Source organism: Streptomyces sp. (assembly GCF_036566765.1).
GTDB lineage: Bacteria > Actinomycetota > Actinomycetes > Streptomycetales > Streptomycetaceae > Streptomyces.
The window spans coordinates 1-15,596 of the sequence record NZ_DATCVQ010000139.1 but is presented as its reverse complement, the minus strand read 5'-3'; the positions used below and the strand labels follow the sequence as shown (position 1 = coordinate 15,596).

14 protein-coding genes and 1 pseudogene are annotated in these 15,596 nt (G+C 69.8%); 12 read left to right on the top strand and 3 right to left on the bottom strand.

Going from position 1 to position 15,596, the window contains the following annotated elements; all coding sequences use genetic code 11:
• Positions 1-69 precede the first annotated feature (69 nt).
• From VIU94_RS07260 to VIU94_RS07245, 4 genes are all read left to right on the top strand, one after another.
• Positions 70-525 (top strand): Lrp/AsnC family transcriptional regulator, encoded by a 456-nt coding sequence (locus VIU94_RS07260; RefSeq protein WP_331908781.1) that lies wholly within the window; start codon positions 70-72, stop codon positions 523-525.
• A gap of 57 nt (positions 526-582) precedes the next feature.
• Positions 583-1,746, top strand: a complete 1,164-nt coding sequence (gene mqnE / locus VIU94_RS07255; RefSeq protein ID WP_331908779.1) for an aminofutalosine synthase MqnE — start codon at positions 583-585, stop codon at positions 1,744-1,746.
• A gap of 77 nt (positions 1,747-1,823) precedes the next feature.
• Positions 1,824-2,117, top strand: coding sequence for a DUF4229 domain-containing protein (locus VIU94_RS07250; protein WP_331908777.1), 294 nt, complete (start codon positions 1,824-1,826; stop codon positions 2,115-2,117).
• A gap of 377 nt (positions 2,118-2,494) precedes the next feature.
• A complete protein-coding gene (locus VIU94_RS07245) occupies positions 2,495-3,844 on the top strand; it encodes a dicarboxylate/amino acid:cation symporter (RefSeq protein ID WP_331908775.1) in 1,350 nt (449 codons plus the stop codon).
• Between the two features lie 118 nt (positions 3,845-3,962).
• Here the strand turns inward: VIU94_RS07245 and VIU94_RS07240 are convergent, their stop codons facing one another.
• Positions 3,963-5,090, bottom strand: coding sequence for a pentapeptide repeat-containing protein (locus tag VIU94_RS07240; protein ID WP_331908773.1), 1,128 nt, complete (start codon positions 5,088-5,090; stop codon positions 3,963-3,965).
• A gap of 771 nt (positions 5,091-5,861) precedes the next feature.
• On the opposite strand from VIU94_RS07240, the gene VIU94_RS07235 reads away from it, so the two are divergent.
• Positions 5,862-6,221 carry a hypothetical protein gene (locus tag VIU94_RS07235; protein WP_331908771.1) on the top strand — a complete coding sequence of 120 codons (360 nt, stop codon included), beginning with the start codon at positions 5,862-5,864 and terminating at the stop codon, positions 6,219-6,221.
• A 112-nt stretch (positions 6,222-6,333) separates the two neighbouring features.
• Entirely contained in the window at positions 6,334-6,987 is a 654-nt protein-coding gene (locus tag VIU94_RS07230; RefSeq protein ID WP_414720901.1) for a TetR/AcrR family transcriptional regulator, read from the top strand.
• Here the strand turns inward: VIU94_RS07230 and VIU94_RS07225 are convergent.
• Positions 6,956-7,786 carry a MaoC family dehydratase gene (locus VIU94_RS07225; RefSeq protein ID WP_331908783.1) on the bottom strand — a complete coding sequence of 277 codons (831 nt, stop codon included), beginning with the start codon at positions 7,784-7,786 and terminating at the stop codon, positions 6,956-6,958. The two genes, VIU94_RS07230 and VIU94_RS07225, sit on opposite strands and share 32 nt — an antisense overlap.
• 241 nt (positions 7,787-8,027) lie before the next feature.
• Here VIU94_RS07225 and VIU94_RS07220 point away from each other — a divergent pair.
• Positions 8,028-8,200 (top strand): annotated as a pseudogene (locus VIU94_RS07220) (acetyl-CoA C-acetyltransferase); the annotation flags it as partial.
• Positions 8,201-8,313: 113 nt separating this feature from the next.
• Positions 8,314-10,215 (top strand): AMP-dependent synthetase/ligase, encoded by a 1,902-nt coding sequence (locus VIU94_RS07215; RefSeq protein WP_331908769.1) that lies wholly within the window; start codon positions 8,314-8,316, stop codon positions 10,213-10,215.
• Here the strand turns inward: VIU94_RS07215 and VIU94_RS07210 are convergent.
• Positions 10,202-10,861, bottom strand: a complete 660-nt coding sequence (locus VIU94_RS07210; RefSeq protein ID WP_331908767.1) for an HAD family hydrolase — start codon at positions 10,859-10,861, stop codon at positions 10,202-10,204. The two genes, VIU94_RS07215 and VIU94_RS07210, sit on opposite strands and share 14 nt — an antisense overlap.
• A gap of 138 nt (positions 10,862-10,999) precedes the next feature.
• Here VIU94_RS07210 and VIU94_RS07205 point away from each other — a divergent pair, with 138 nt between their 5' ends.
• From VIU94_RS07205 to VIU94_RS07190, 4 genes are all read left to right on the top strand, one after another.
• Entirely contained in the window at positions 11,000-13,393 is a 2,394-nt protein-coding gene (locus VIU94_RS07205) for a Tox-REase-5 domain-containing protein (protein ID WP_331908765.1), read from the top strand.
• 23 nt (positions 13,394-13,416) lie between these two features.
• Entirely contained in the window at positions 13,417-14,127 is a 711-nt protein-coding gene (locus VIU94_RS07200; protein WP_331908763.1) for an Imm52 family immunity protein, read from the top strand.
• Positions 14,124-14,573 carry a hypothetical protein gene (locus tag VIU94_RS07195; protein ID WP_331908761.1) on the top strand — a complete coding sequence of 150 codons (450 nt, stop codon included), beginning with the start codon at positions 14,124-14,126 and terminating at the stop codon, positions 14,571-14,573. Before VIU94_RS07200 ends, VIU94_RS07195 begins: the two co-directional genes overlap by 4 nt.
• Positions 14,574-14,798: 225 nt before the next feature.
• The gene (locus VIU94_RS07190; RefSeq protein WP_331908759.1) at positions 14,799-15,461 is read left to right on the top strand and encodes a hypothetical protein; all 663 of its coding nucleotides are present in this window, start codon (positions 14,799-14,801) and stop codon (positions 15,459-15,461) included.
• Positions 15,462-15,596 lie beyond the last annotated feature (135 nt).

Here is a 15,596-nt window from a genome sequence, read left to right as displayed (position 1 = left end):
CAGCGACCTGACGGACTCACGGACTTACGGACACACGGACTTACGGACCAGGAAGGCATTACGTCAGACATGGACGCCGTCGACAGGCAGCTCATCCAGGCCCTGCGCGAGAACGGCCGGGCTTCCTACGCCGAGCTCGGCCGGCTCGTGGGGCTCTCGGGACCGAGCGTCACCGACCGGATCAACCGCCTCGAGGCGGCCGGCGTGATCACCGGCTACCGGGCGACCGTGGACGCGGCCTCCCTGGGCCTGGGCGTCACCGCGCTCATCGGCATCCAGCTCTCGGACGCGGTGGACCACGAGGACGTGGCGTACCGGCTGCGGGAGCTCCCGGAGATCGAGGACTGCTGGTTCATCGCCGGGGACGACTCGTACATGCTGAAGGTCCGGGCGCCCGACGTGGACGGGCTGGAGAAGACCATCCGGCGGCTGTCGGGGACCAAGGGCGTCTCGCGCACCCGGACCACGATCGTGCTCTCCACGAAGTGGGAGAACCGGGTCGGAGAACTGCCCGAAGAGGACTGAGAGTACGGTGGTGGAGCCTTTTTGTGCCTGATTGCAGATGAGAGTGGAGGCGGCCGTATGGACGCGGGGCTCAAGCGTGAGCTGGAGCAGAAGGTCCGTGCCGGGGAGCGGCTGAGCCGTGAGGACGGCATCGCCCTGTACGAGTCCGACGACCTCGCCTGGCTCGGCGGCCTGGCCCACGAGGTGCGGACCCGTAAGAACGGCGACGTCGTGCACTTCAACGTGAACCGTCACCTCAACATGACGAACGTGTGCACCGCCTCCTGCGCGTACTGCTCCTTCCAGCGCAAGCCGGGCGAGAAGGACGCGTACACGATGCGCATCGAGGAGGCCGTCCGCCTCGCCAAGGCGATGGAGAACGAGAACCTCACCGAGCTGCACATCGTCAACGGGCTCCACCCGAACCTGCCGTGGCGTTACTACCCGCGGTCGCTGAGCGAGCTCAAGAAGGCGCTGCCGAACGTCTCCCTGAAGGCGTTCACGGCCACCGAGATCCACCACTTCGAGACGATCTCGGGGCTCAGCGCCTCGGAGATCCTCGACGAGCTGATCGAGGCCGGCCTGGAGTCGCTGACCGGCGGCGGCGCGGAGATCTTCGACTGGGAGGTCCGCCAGCACATCGTGGACCACCGCACCCACTGGGAAGACTGGTCGCGCATCCACCGCCTGGCGCACGAGAAGGGCCTCAAGACCCCCTCGACCATGCTCTACGGCCACATCGAGGAGCCGCGCCACCGCGTGGACCACGTGCTGCGGCTGCGCGAGCTGCAGGACGAGACGAACGGCTTCCAGGTCTTCATCCCGCTGCGCTACCAGCACGACTTCGTGGACATGCAGGACGGCAAGGTCCGCAACAAGCTCCAGGCGCGGACCACGATGGCGACCGGCGCGGAGGCCCTGAAGACCTTCGCGGTCTCCCGTCTGCTCTTCGACAACGTCCCGCACGTCAAGGTCTTCTGGGTCATGCACGGCGTGCAGACCGCCCAGCTCGCGCTCCAGCACGGCGCGGACGACATGGACGGCTCGGTCGTCGAGTACAAGATCACGCACGACGCGGACAACTACGGCACCCCGAACAAGCTGGGCCGCGAGGACCTGCTGGAGCTCATCCGGGACGCCGGCTTCCGCCCGGTCGAGCGCAACACCCGGTACGAGATCATCCGCGAGTACCCGGGCCCGGACGCCGACCTCCGCGAGTCGCCGCAGCCGATGCGGGTCTGAGGCCCTGCGGGCCGTCCGCTTTGTGCCCCGTGTTTCACTGGTCGGGCACACCCGCTGAGTGAATGAAAGGGGCCGTCATGTCCGATCAGGGCACGGGCGCCGCGACCCTCCGGTACACCCTCATGCGGCTCGGCGTCTTCGCCGGCTGCTTCTTCGCGCTGTGGGGTCTCGTCTACGTCGGCGTACTGCCGCGCGGCCTGGGCGACTCGAACCTGCTCTGGGTGCTGCTGCTCTCCATCGTGATCTCCGCGCCGCTCAGCTTCGTGCTGCTGCGCAAGCAGCGGGACGCGATGTCGGAGCAGATCGTCACCAAGGTCGACAAGGCGAAGGGCCGCCTGGAGGCGGCCCGTTCCCAGGAGGACGCCGCATAAGCGGCGCGTAAGGTTCCTCACACCGCAGGACACCCCGGGCGGGGGCGCGAAGGCGCTCCGGCCTGGGGTGTCGTGGTTTTCAGGCTGTTTCGCGCTACGGCTGGCGCGCCATCGCCTCAAAGAACACCTTTGAGGTTCTCAAAGTTCAAGTGTTAACGTACCGACCATGAAGACAGCAGTGCGCCTCCCCGATGCCATGAGCACCCCGCTCGTGGCGCGCCTGCATGTCGATCTGTGCCGCTGTATGTCCGCGGTCTGTTGCCGCGAGCTCTGACCCCGGCAGCCATGCAGCGGCGCCGCCCCGTGAGCGCGGGCGCCGCACCCATTTCCCCGTATCTCGTATCCCCCTGCGATACGCACCTGTGGAGTGTGTTTCTGTGTCCGCGTCCGCAACCGCGCCCGCGCCCGAATCCGGGACGAAGTCCTCGTCCCGGATACCCAAGTTCCCCTTCTGGGCCCAGATCGTGGCCGGTCTGGCCATCGGCGTCCTGCTCGGCTGGCTCGCCCGCAGCCAGGACGTCTCCTGGCTGAAGGAGACCCTGACCCAGGTCGGCGGCATCTTCGTCCAGCTGCTGAAGCTGGCCGTCGCGCCGCTCGTCTTCTTCGCGATCCTGGTGTCGATCACCAACCTGCGGAAGGTCAACAACGCGGCCCGGCTGGCCGCGCAGACCCTCGTCTGGTTCATGATCACCTCGCTGATCGCGGTCGCGATCGGCCTGGCGATCGGCCTGATCACCAACCCGGGCTCCGGCACCGGCCTCACGCCGAAGGACGGCAAGCTGCCCGAGCACCAGGGCAGCTGGATCGACTTCCTGACCGGCATCGTGCCGACGGACGTCATCACCCCGTTCACCGAGCTGAACGTCCTGCAGATCGTCTTCATGGCCGCCGTCGCCGGCATCGCCGCGCTGAAGCTCGGCGAGAAGGCGCAGCCGATCCTGACGCTGTCCGAGTCGGTGCTCGAGCTGTTGCAGAAGGCCCTGTGGTGGGTCATCCGGCTCGCCCCGATCGGCACCGCCGGCCTCATCGGCAAGGCGATCGTGACGTACGGCTGGGACCTGATCGGCAAGTACGCGACCTTCACCGCCGACGTCTACATCGGCTGCGCGCTGGTGCTGTTCGGCGTGTACCCGCTGCTGCTGGCGACGGTCGCCAAGGTCAACCCGCTGCAGTTCTTCAAGGGCGCCTGGCCGGCCATCCAGCTGGCCTTCGTCTCCCGCTCCTCGGTCGGCACGATGCCGGTCACGCAGCGGGTCACCGAGCGCCTCGGCGTCCCGAAGGAGTACGCGTCCTTCGCCGTGCCGTTCGGCGCGACGACCAAGATGGACGGCTGCGCCGCGATCTACCCGGCGCTCGCCGCGATCTTCATCGCGCAGATCTTCGACGTGCAGCTGGGCATCAAGGAGTACCTGCTCATCGCCTTCGTCTCGGTCATCGGCTCGGCGGCCACCGCCGGTCTGACCGGCGCGACGGTCATGCTGACCCTGACCCTGTCGACCCTGGGCCTGCCCCTGGAGGGCGTCGGCCTCCTGATGGCGATCGACCCGATCCTGGACATGATCCGCACGGCTACCAATGTGGCCGGCCAGGCGCTGGTCCCGGTGGTCGTCTCGGCCCGCGAGAAGATCCTGGACCTGAACGCCTACAACGCCGCCTCGGCCTCCCCGATCGAGGACCCGGAGCCGGCCGACGTCGAGCGAGAGGTCGCGGTGCCTGTCGCCGCGTAAGACCTGCGCCCTTACGACGACAGAAGCGCCCCGGACCCACGACGGTCTGGGGCGCTTCGGCGTGCGGTCTTGGAGGTGAGGGCATCAACCGATCCGAGGAGGCACTCCGCGGAGGGCATCAACCGATCCGAGCAGGCACTCCGCGTGCGCCCTCGAGGATCGCGCCCGACAGCTGTGCGCCCGCCAGCTTTGCCCCGGTCAAGTCTGCGTTGCTCAGGTCTGCATGGGTCAGGTTTGCGCCGCGCAGGTCGGCGCCGGCCAGGTTCGCGTCAGTCAGGTCCGCTGCGATCAGGATCACGTCGCGCAGGTCCGCGGTGCTCAGGTCTGCGCGGATCAGGGTCGCACGGGTCAAGTCGGCGCTCGAGTCGGCCGCACTGGTTTCGCTGGCTTCTTTGGCCCTGCCCAGGTGCGCGTGGTGAAGGTTCGCTTCGTCGAGGTCCGCGCCGGTCATATCGGCCGCGCCCAGGCGCGCGTCGGTCAAGTTGGCACCCCCGAGAAAGGCGTGCCGCAGGTCCGCGTTCGGCAGCTTCACGCCGAGCATGTTCGCTTTGACGAGGGACGCACCTGAGAGGTCGAAATTCTCGAGCCCTGCGTCTCGGAGGTCCGCCCCGGTGAAGTCCGCGAAGCGAAAGTTGATGCGTCTGGGCATGCCGCCTTCCGTGAGTCCCACTTCACGCTCCAGGCCGCGCAGATCAACGCTGCTCAGTTCAACTCGGTACAGCGGCTTCCCGTCCTGGGTCACCTCCCGGTCGGCGGACCGGTTGCCCAGCACCGAAATTACAGCCGCTACGTCGGTAGGTGGTCTGTATTCCTCTGCCGGCCTGAAGCCACTGACCGGAACGGGAGCATGCTGGCGTACGTACGCGGACAACACCGAGACGACAGTGGGCTGATCTCGAGAAGAGTCCTGCATGATGCGTTGTAGGGCGTAGATGCCCCCTAGGCGCACATCCAACGACGCTGATCCCAGATTGGTGATCGCGGCGTTGAACCGGGTCGTGATCTGTCCCTGCTCGGAGATCTGCAGATCTTTGTTGGTCTGACCCACCGACATCCACGTGAACAGCAGGGCGACGAGCGCAGCCAGTCCCGGCAGCATGGCCGCTGCGAGTGCCAACCACGTCAGCCGGCTACTGCCACTGTCACGGCCCGGCCCGATGAAGCGGCTCCGTCGCCCTCGATGGTCCCTGGCGGCCCGTCGACGTGCGATCCGGCGGAGTTGTGCGGCGGCAGACGGCTCGGTCATCCACTCATGACATACCAGGAAACAGTGCCCACTTCTCTGCCACGCTGTCTTAGCACCCGATCAGAACTGTCCGGAAGGGGCCTCAGGGTCGACTGAAGTGCGTTTGTAATGACACGCGTAGGGATAGGGGTCCCCGCCGTCCGCGTGGACAGTCCCATCCATCTGCAGCTCTCCATGCTCCAAATAGAATGACAGGATCTGGATGTCGTTGTGATTCTTGAAACGAAGTACCAGATAGGGTGGCAGGCCAGGGTCTTTGTTGACCCCATGCCATTTCCCGTCGGATGAACGGCGTGTCACCTGAAACGACTCCGGACCGGGGCCTTCCCACGCGACTGGAAAGCCTTTGCTGGAGAAGGTGTAATCGTCACGTAGTCGAACTATTGGCGATCCGCATTTCCGCTCCCCGTCCCATCGGCCGACCAATTGGGAATGAGTTACGGCCTTTGGAGTGACGGCGGGTTTGCCTGCCTCGCAAGAGGACGGGACGAGCGCCGTCACGGTGGCAGCTGCAAGGCTTGCGCCGATGCGAAATATGTCGGATTTCACGCTATCTGCTTCCGGCCGCGTTTTGGATGGCGCCCAGCGTGCGCGATCGATGGGCTCAACAACTCACGCCGTACTCTGGCACGAAGTTTGAACACGTTCAAGCTTCAGTCGTCGGCGGCTGCCCTTCACGCCCACCCGACTCGAACGCCCGTTCAAGGGTGGCGGGTTCTGGCCTATGATCTTGGTCGAATCAGTCGAAGCCGTTCATCCCTGGGGGGAAGCATGAACTTGCGCAAGAAGGTCGCCACCACTGCCGCGGCCGCCGGCCTGGCGTTCGCCGGTGTGCTCGGGTCCGCCGGTCAGTCGTTCGCCGCGTCGAACGGCCAGCAGATCCACTTCCACGACAGCAGCACCGTCGTCTACTCGATCCGCATCCAGGGGTACAACCAGAACGGCCAGGCGGCGTCGGGATGCTTCCAGACCCCGAGCAAGGACACCTGGGTCGGCGGCTGGTGGTGGAAGGGGGAGGTCAACGTCACCTTCTACAAGAACAACTCCTGCTCCTTCGCCACGTATTACGGCGAGACGAACGCGTGGGTGCCCACCTCGCAGAGCGGTGACTGGGTCTCCGTCTACTCCTGACCCTCGCATCACACCCGTAGCGCCTCCTGATCGGCGATGTGCCCCCTGGCCCCTTCGGGCCGGGGGGCACGTACGCTTTCGGCGAGAGTCAGCGGCAGGTGGGGGCGGAAAGATGTCCGACGTGGGCGGCGCGAGGGCCAAGCGGATGCCGCGGGCGGTGCGCGAGCAGCAGATGATGGACGCCGCCGTGCAGACGTTCGGGCAGCGGGGCTACCAGGCCGCGTCCATGGACGAGATCGCCGAGCTGGCGGGGGTTTCCAAGCCGCTGGTGTACCTGTACCTGAACTCCAAGGAAGAGCTGTTCGTCGCGTGCATCCGGCGCGAGACGAAGACGCTCCTCGAAGCCGTGCGGGCGGGCGTCGAGCCCGGGCTGCCCGCGGACAAGCAGTTGTGGGCGGGTCTGTTGGCCTTCTTCACCCACACCGCGGAGAACCCCGACGGGTGGGCGGTGCTCAGCCGGCAGGCGCGGACGGAGCCGTTCGCGGCGGAGGCCGCGCTGATGCGGGACGAGATCGTGGCGTACGTGGCCACGCTCATCGGGGCCGCGGCCCAGGAGACCCACCGGCAGACCCAGCGCGACCCCGAGCTCGCCGAGCGCGACGTGGCCGGCCTGTCCCAGGCCCTCGTCGGCGCGGCGGAGTCGCTGGCGATCTGGGCCAACGAGACGCCGGGGATGACCGCCTGGGAGTCGGCGGCCACCCTGATGAACTTCGCCTGGGCGGGCCTCGGCAACCTCATGCAGAGCGAGCGCTGGTCTCCCCGGTGAGGTACACCCGGTCCGCCGCGCCGCGCAGTTGGAACCGCCCCGCGCCGTCAGCCGCGTAAGTCACGGCTGCGGGCAGCAGTACGGGCGCCCGAAAGTCCGCGCGTACGTTGTCGACCTCGCCCCCGTCACGCTCGACCTCGGCCACGCATCGCGCGAACGTCCACATGCCGTGCGCGATGGCCCGGGGGAACCCGAACGCGCGGGCGGTGAGCGGGTGGAGGTGAATCGGGTTCCGGTCGCCGGAGACTGCGGCGTATCGCCGCCCGAGGTCGGCGGGCAGCCGCCACTCGGCGAGGGCGGTGTGGCCACCAGGGCCTTCGCTGGGCCTCCTGTCCGTGCCCTGCGCGGCCTTCCCCCGCGCGTGCCGCGCCAAGTACCCGCTGCGGGACTCCCACACCAGCTCGCCCGCGACGCGCGCCTCGGTCGCCATCGTGACCTCGGCGCCGCGTCGGTGCGGTGCGAGCGACTCGGCGTGGACGGCGATCTCCAGCCGGTCGTCGACGGTCAGCGGCGCGTGCCGCTCGATCGTGATCCAGGTGTGCACGAGCCCGAGCAGCGGCAGCGGGAAGCCCCGTCGGCTCATGATCCGCATGGCGAGCGGGAAGCCGAGCAGGTGGGGGTAGGGGAGCGGGAGGCCTGCGCCCCGCGTGAAGCCGCACAGCTCCTCGTACCGCGTCAGGCGGTCCTTGGGGACGGTCGTCTCGCGAGTCAGGCGGGTCTTCGGGAGGGTCGCCGTCGCGTCGGGGCGCTTGAAGGGGGACGTGGCGACGGCCCCGGCCAGGGACAGCAGGGCGCCCATTGCAAAGCGGTCGGCGGAGGTTCCGGTGGGCTGCGGACAGCGGTCGGCGGAGGTTCCTGTGGGCTGCGGACAGCGGTCGGCCATTGTCCAGGCTCCCTGCGCGGTCGTAGATTTACCCCAGGGTAAGGTTACTTCGGGGTCAGGAGCCGGTCGAGACGCACACCCCCCGCAGCGTCCGCCGCGTCGCCGTCATCAGCGGCAGCCGGATCCCCTTCGCCGCGCCGCTGTGCCCCCGCACAGTTTGAAGATCGCGGGGCCGTCTCTCGCGACAGGACATCCCTTCTCGGCCACCGGTGCCCGTATGGTGGCCACGCTCGCCAAGCCGTTGCCGGAGCGGGACGCCCCGGCCGTGGCCTGATCTCGATCTGTGCGGCGGGCGGCCAGGGCGTGACAGCGATCCTCGAACGCCCCTGACACACACGTCTCTTCGGTGGCACGACCACCCCGCCCCTCCCTTCAGCACCACCGCACCAGGAGCCCGCACGCCCCGACCCCCACCGCCCTCCGACGAACCCGAGGAGCCGCACGTGTCCGTCGCCCCCGACCCACCCGCCCCCGTCCCACCCCGCACCCTCCTCGTCGACGGCCGCGTCCGCGAGGCCTACGTCCCCCCGCTCGTCGCCCGCGTCCGGCGCGGCTCGCTCGCGGACCTGCCGTACGAGAACGCCCGCCAGGCCCCCGACGACGTCGTCCTCTCCCGCAAGCGGCCCGACGGCACGTGGGAGGACGTCACCGCCGGGCGCTTCGCCGCCGAGGTGCACTCCGTCGCCAAGGGGCTCATCGCCGAGGGGCTCCAGCCCGGCGACCGGCTCGCGATCATGGCGCGGACGTCGTACGAGTGGACCCTGCTCGACTTCGCCGCCTGGGCCGCCGGCCTCGTCACCGTCCCGGTCTACCCGACCTCCTCCGCCTTCCAGACCCGCTGGATCCTCCAGGACTCCGGAGCGGTCGCCTGCGCCGTCGAAGGCATGGACCAGGCACGGGTCGTCTCCGCCGAACGCCGTCAGATACCCGGCCTCACCCACCTCTGGGTCTTCGGCACCGGCGCGATCGACAAGCTGCGCCGGGCCGGCGCGCACGTCCCCGACGAGGCCGTCACCGCCCGCCGCGGCCTGCTCACCCCCGACACCATCGCGACCCTGATCTACACCTCCGGAACCACCGGCCGTCCCAAGGGCTGCGCCCTCACCCACGCCAACTTCTTCGCCGAGGCCGACAACGCCGTCGAGCTGCTCCACCCGGTGTTCAAGCAACTCATCGGCAAGGAGCCCCCGTCCACGCTCCTCTTCCTCCCCCTGTCCCACGTCTTCGGCCGGGTGGTCTCCATCGGCTGCCTCCGCGCCCGGGTCCGGATCGGCCACGCGCCCTCGATCGAGGGCGACGACCTCCTCGACGACCTGGCCGGCTTCCGTCCGACGTTCCTGGTGGCCATCCCGTACGTCCTGGAGAAGGTCTTCAACTCCGCCCGCGCCACCGCCGAACGCATGGGCCGGGCAAGCTCCTTCGACCGCGCGTCGAAGGTCGCGCGGCGGTACGGCGAGGCCCGCGAGGCCGCCGCGCCGTCGTTCTCCCTGAAGGCCCAGCGGGCGGTGTACGACCAGCTGGTCTACCGACGCATCCGGGCCGCCCTCGGCGGCCACGTCCGGCATGTCATCTGCGGCGGATCACCGCTCGGGCAGCGGCTCTATGCGTTCTACGCGGGCGCGGGCATCGAGGTGTACGAGGGCTACGGCCTCACCGAGACCACCGCGGCCGCCACCGTCACCCCGCCGCAGCGCCCCCGGGCCGGCACCGTCGGCTGGCCGCTGCCCGGCACGGCGGTGCGGATCGCGGACGACGGCGAGGTCTGGCTCCACGGCGGCGTCGTGTTCGCCGGCTACTGGGACGCCCAGCAGGGCGCGGCCCTGCCGTACACGGCCGACGGCTGGTTCCCCACCGGGGACCTGGGCAGCCTCGACCAGGACGGCTACCTGCGGATCACCGGCCGGAAGAAGGAGATCATCATCACCTCGGCCGGCAAGAACGTCGCCCCGGCCCCGCTGGAGGACTGGCTGCGCGCCCACCCGCTGATCGGCCAGTGCGTCGTCGTCGGCGACAACCGCCCGTACGTGACCGCGCTCATCGCCCTCGAACACGACGGCCTCGCCCACTGGCGGCGCATGCGGCAGAAGGACCACATCTCGCTCGCCGACCTCACCCGGGACCCGGACCTCCTCGCGGCCCTCCAGCGCGCCGTGGACGAGGCCAACCGCCTGGTCTCCCGCGCCGAGGAGATCCGCCGCTTCCACGTCCTGACGCAGGAGTTCTCCGAGCGGAGCGGCCACCTCACCCCGTCCCTGAAGCTCAAGCGCCGTGCGATCGTCCGCGACTTCTCGCGCGAGATCGACGCGATGTACCGGGAGGAAGACGACTCCGTCAGGCGCCGCTGAACGCCAGGATCTCCGGGGCCGCCGCGGCCAGCGTGGCGAAGTGGCGGTGCGAGTCGGGGGTCGGGTCCGGGGCGTTGACCGTCCACACGGTCATGCCCGCGGCGCGCCCCGCCCGCGCGCCCGAGGGCGCGTCCTCGATCACCAGGCAGCGGGCCGGGTCCGCGCCGAGGAGCGAGGCCGCCCGCAGGTACGGGACGGGGGAGGGCTTGCCCTCGGCGACGGCGGCCGCGTCCACGACGAGCTCCGGCACCGGCAGGCCGGTCCGCGCGAACCGCCCCCGCACCCGGTGCTCGTAGTTCGAGGTGACCAGCGCCCACGACCCCGGGCGCAGCGCCGCGAGCAGCTCCGCCGCGCCCGCGAACGCCTCGTACTGCCCGACCCGTACGTCCTCGTCCTCCAGCTCGTGCAGCAGCGCCAGGCAGGCGGCCGGGTCCTCGTCCGGGACGACCTCCGCGAAGGTCTCCACCGGCCGGGTGCGCAGCGCCACTTCGTACACCGCCTCGCCGTCGAGCCCGTACCGCGCAGCCCAAGCGGCCCACATGCGGCGCTGGTTGGCGACGGCGTCCATCAAGGTGCCGTCGACGTCGAAGAGGACGAAGTCCGCAGAGGGGGCGGGGGACGGGGCGGCGGGGTGGTGACCGTTCATGGCCGAGATCGTACGGTAGGCCGAATTGTTGCCCGGGGGCCCAAGACGGCCCTGGCCGGATCCCGTAACGTTGGCAGGCTTGAACTGTTGTGCGGAAACGGACGGTTGGGGGGAATCGTGTCAGCGGTAGGCGGTGGCATGTACGTCGGCGGGGGCGCGGGATATGTGCCTTTGGGAGGGGGCGGGCGGCGCAGCCTGCCACGCGTCCTCTTCGTTACGCGCATCTTGCTCCACATCCTTCTCGCGGCGACCGTCCTCGGCGGGTTCGGGCTGTTCGCCTCCGCCCTCGCGTCGGACGCGGTCGAGGCGGCCCTTCTCGGCTTGCTGGCCTGGGGGGCCGTGCCCGGCGTCGCCGGGTGGTGGCTGGGCCGCCGGATCTGGAAGGGCGGCGACCGCGTCCGGTACGGGCTGCTCGGCGTCCAGGCATGGCTGATTCTCGGCGGTATCGGGAACATAGCCGCCGGCTCCGTGCACGGCTTCACCGAGATCTTCATCCCGACGCTGATCGTCTACTTCCTCACGCGTCCGGAGAGCGTGGCGTGGTTCCGGCTCGCGGAGAGCGAACGGCAGGACGCACCGGATGCGTTGTTCCGGCCGAACCGTGACCGTGGGCAGGGTGCGGTCGAGTACACCGGAATGATCATTCTGGTGGTCGCGATCATCGCGGCGCTGCTGATGACCAATGTCGGCGGGACGATCGCCGACGGTTTCCGGTCGGCGTTCTGCACGATCACCGGCACGGCCTGTCCGACAGGGGGCGGCGGCGAGACGACCCAGGCGGGCCCGGGTCAGGACACCAACCCGAACGGCGACGGCTCGACGACCGGCGGCGACAGCGCGGGCGCGACGGGCGGTACGGGTGGCACCGGAGGTACGGGTGGCACCGGCGGTACTGGTGGGACGGGTGGGACGGGTGGCACCGGGGGTACGGGTGGCACCGGCGGCACAGCCGGCACCGGCGGCACCGACGGCCCCACCCTCCCCGGCCAGAACAAGAGCGGCCACGGCCCCGACGGCAAGCCCACCGACACCCCCGACACCTACCCCGAGCCCGGGGCCGAGCCCGAGGCCAAGTACGACCAGATCGACGTCTCCGGCGAGGGCGACAAGGGCGGCGACAAGCCCAAGGAGCAGGAGGACTGCAGCGGCTGGGGCTTCTTCGGCTGTGCCTGGGACCGCACGTACCAGGTCGGCGCGGGCCTGTTCGTCGACGGTGTCTGGGGCGACATCAGCGGCATCATCGACCTCTTCAAGCCGGAGACCTGGTCCGGCATCAAGGACTACGGCATCCAGCTCGGCGACCAGTGGGTGAAGGACTCCAAGGACGCAAGCTCGAAGTGGGACAAGGGCGACTACCTCGGCGCGCTCGGCGACTGGGGCAAGGCGTCGTGGAACACCGGCGTCACGGTCGCCGACGACATGTTCGTCGGCGACGAGGTCCGCGAGCGCTGGAACAACGGCCAGAAGACCCGCGCCGTCACCGACGTCGTGTGGAACGTCGGCTCGATGTTCATCCCGGGCTACGACGTCGCCAAGGTCATCGGCCGGTTCGGCAAGCTCGGCAAGGTCGGCAAGGTCGCCTCCGAGATCGCCGAGGCCGCGGACAAGGCCGGCGACGCCTCCAAGCGGGCCAAGAAGGCCGCCGACGCCGGCGACGTCTCCGGCGCGCAGAAGGCGGCGAAGGAGGCCGACGAGGCGGCCGACGAGGCCGAGGACAAGGCCCGCAAGACCGGCTGCAAGATCGCCTCCGGACCTCTGACACCCCGTCCCTTCAACGGAGTTCCCGGCTCCGGTACGGGCGTCCTGGCCGCCGCCGGTTCGCCGGACCACGTGATCCTCGCCGACGAGGAGTGCGACGCGGAGTCCGAGGCGAACGCCCGCAAGGCCCGCGAGGAGGCCAACAAGGCGTGGGTCGAGCAGAAGCGCGCGGAGGAGCCGGAGCGCGCCCGCAAGGCGGCCGAGAAGCTGAAGAAGCACCCGGACCCGGAGCGGAACGACACCAGCGACCCGCGGAACTACCAGGACCCCGAGTGGGCCAAGGACCTCGCGAACCGCACGCTCGGCGACACCGACCTGGGCGACGGCTACTGGGCGAGCCGGGACCGCAACCCCAAGCCGAACTGGGTCAACGAGTCCTGGCTGCGCTACCAGGAGCAGGTCACCGGCACCCGGCGCGGTCAGGAGTACGTCGTCCCGCACCCCAAGGAGGGCGAGCTGCCGGTCGAGTACGACGGCTGGGACTCCACCCGGCAGACCTACCTGGAGGCCAAGAACGGCTACGACAGCTTCCTGTCCGAGCCGAACAAGACCGACCTGACGCCGTCCGGCAAGAACACCTTCGTCGCCGAGGCGAAGCGCCAGGTCGAGGCGGCCAAGGGCAAGCCGGTCGAATGGCACTTCTCCAACGAGGAGGTGGCCAAGGCGGCCCGCAAGGCGTTCCGCGAGGAGGGCCTGGACATCAAGGTGGTCTACACGAAGCCGGAGAAGCCCGCCGGGGACCGCAAGCCGGAGCAGTTCGACCCGAAGGAGTAGGAGCGCGCAGTAGGGTCGGATCCATGCGACGTGTTGTGGTGCGGGGCTTCTGGGGCCCCCGTGAAGAGTCGGTCGAGGAGCTCGCCGTCCGCTGGACGCGGGCCCTGGACCAGGTGACGCGGCTGCTGCCGCCCGAGGGCGGCGGCGCGTGGGAGTTCCGCCGGGTCGGCGCGTCCGGCCCGGCGGCCGTCGTGACGCCCGACGAGGCGTCCCTGACGGCGGCCCTGCGCGCCACGCAGGCGGCCGACGGTTGGTCGAGCCAGTCCGGCACGGATCTGCGGCTCGTCGCCAAGGACGCGGCGGGCCGGCAGATCGAGATCGGCGGACGGGCGGGCGCGGCGGCCGAGTTCGTCCTCATGGCGATGCTGCTCACGGTCAAGACCCCGGACGGCGAGCAGGCCCCGGAGACCGAGCTGCTCGCCGCGCTCGCGGAGGCGTGGGACCCGGACTTCGGCGGCGTCTGCGACGACGACGTCCTCGACACCCTTGAGGACGACGGCGACTTCGCGCCGAGCGACCCGGCGGTCGGCTGGGCCGGCTACCTCTCCCCGCGCCGCGCGGCCCTGATCCCGGCCGACTTCCCGGCCGGCCGCAAGGACCTCCCCGGCGGCGGCGCCCTCCTCGACGTCGCGTCGCCCGACGACACCGGCGCCGTCCTCCGCGCCAACCTCCTCCTCCGCGACGCAGGCGCCCTCCAGCCCCTGCCCCGCCCGATGGACCGGCCCCGGCTGTGACGGACCCACACGCCTTCGACGCCGGCCGGGCGGTGGCGGAGGTCGACGCCCTGCTGACCGCCCCGGTCCCGCCGGAGGGCTTCGCGACCCTCCAGCTCTGGGAGGGCCCAAGCCTGGTCGGCGTGTACGAGGAAGAGTGGGCGGCGGCGGAGGCGACGGCGCAGGGCCGCCTCGCCGCCGTCCGGGGCGCCCTTGACGCCCGCTGGGGCCCGCACCGGAACGTCGGCATGCGGGTCCCGATCTTCCGGAAGATCGACGGCGCCTCGATGCCGCCGCTCTTCCGGTCCCTCGTGGACCAGGACCTCAACGGCGACCTGGCGGTGTGGGGTCCGGTCGGTGACAAGGGCCGCTACGTCGGCGTCTCGCTCAACCAGTGCGACGGCGACGCCCCGATGATCGTCGCGGCGGTCGTCTCTCAGGACCCGATCGTCGAGCTGGAGGACTGACGTCAGCCGGGGGACGTCCCCTCGCTTCGCGCAGGCAACACCTCGTCGACCGCCTGGCCCTTGGGCCGAGTCGGTTCTCCGACTCCACGCTTTCGCCCAGGAGTTAACCGAGAACTGCGGGCGACCCAAGGTGATTGCAATCGCAACCAGCAGTAGGGTCTGATGCATGGAGCGTTTGGTGCGGGCGTTCTGGGGCCCCGGGAAGAGTCCGTCGAGGTAGTGGCCGTGCGGTGGGAGCAGACTTTGGAGTTGCTTGCCACGCATCTTCCGGCGGCTGGTTCCGGTACGGAAACGGACGGCGTGTGGACGTGGCAGCAGATCCACACCTCCGGCCCCGCGACCGAACTGCGCCCAGACGGGGCGTCACTCCAAAACGCGCTGCGGGTAAGGAAGGAAGCGGACGACTGGTCGGATCTCACGGGCTTTGGGCTCGGGCTCGTCGTCAAGGGCGAGCCGGGCTGGGAGATCGACATCAGTGGTTGGGCGGGTGGCAACCCTGACTTCTTGCTCCAGGCCATGCTGATCGACATCAGCTCGCCGGACGAGGCCGAGATCCCCGACGCCGAACTCCTCACCGCTCTCGCCGACGTGTGGGACCCGGACTTCGGCGGTGTCGTCGACGACGACGTGCTGGATGCCCTGGAGGACGACGCGGGGTTCGTCGTCGGTGAGCCTTCCGTCGGCTGGATCGGCTACCTCTCCCCAGGGCGGGCAGCCTTGGTGCCAGGCGATCTGAAGGCGGCGCGCAGAGAGCTGCGTGACGGGGGCGTCGTACTCGAGATCGCCTCGCGCGGCGACACGGAAGCCGTGGTCCAGTCCTACATGCGGCTGCGGGACGCCGGAGCGCTGGAGCCCCTGCCCCGCCCGATGGACCGGCCGCGGTTCTAGAGGCAACGGATGCGACGTGTGGTGCGGGGCTTCTGGGGCCCACGGGTGGAATCGGTCGAGGAGTTGGCGGTGCGCTGGAAGAAGACTCTGGACCGGCTCGCCGAACTTCTTCCAGATGCTGGTGCGGGGACGGAG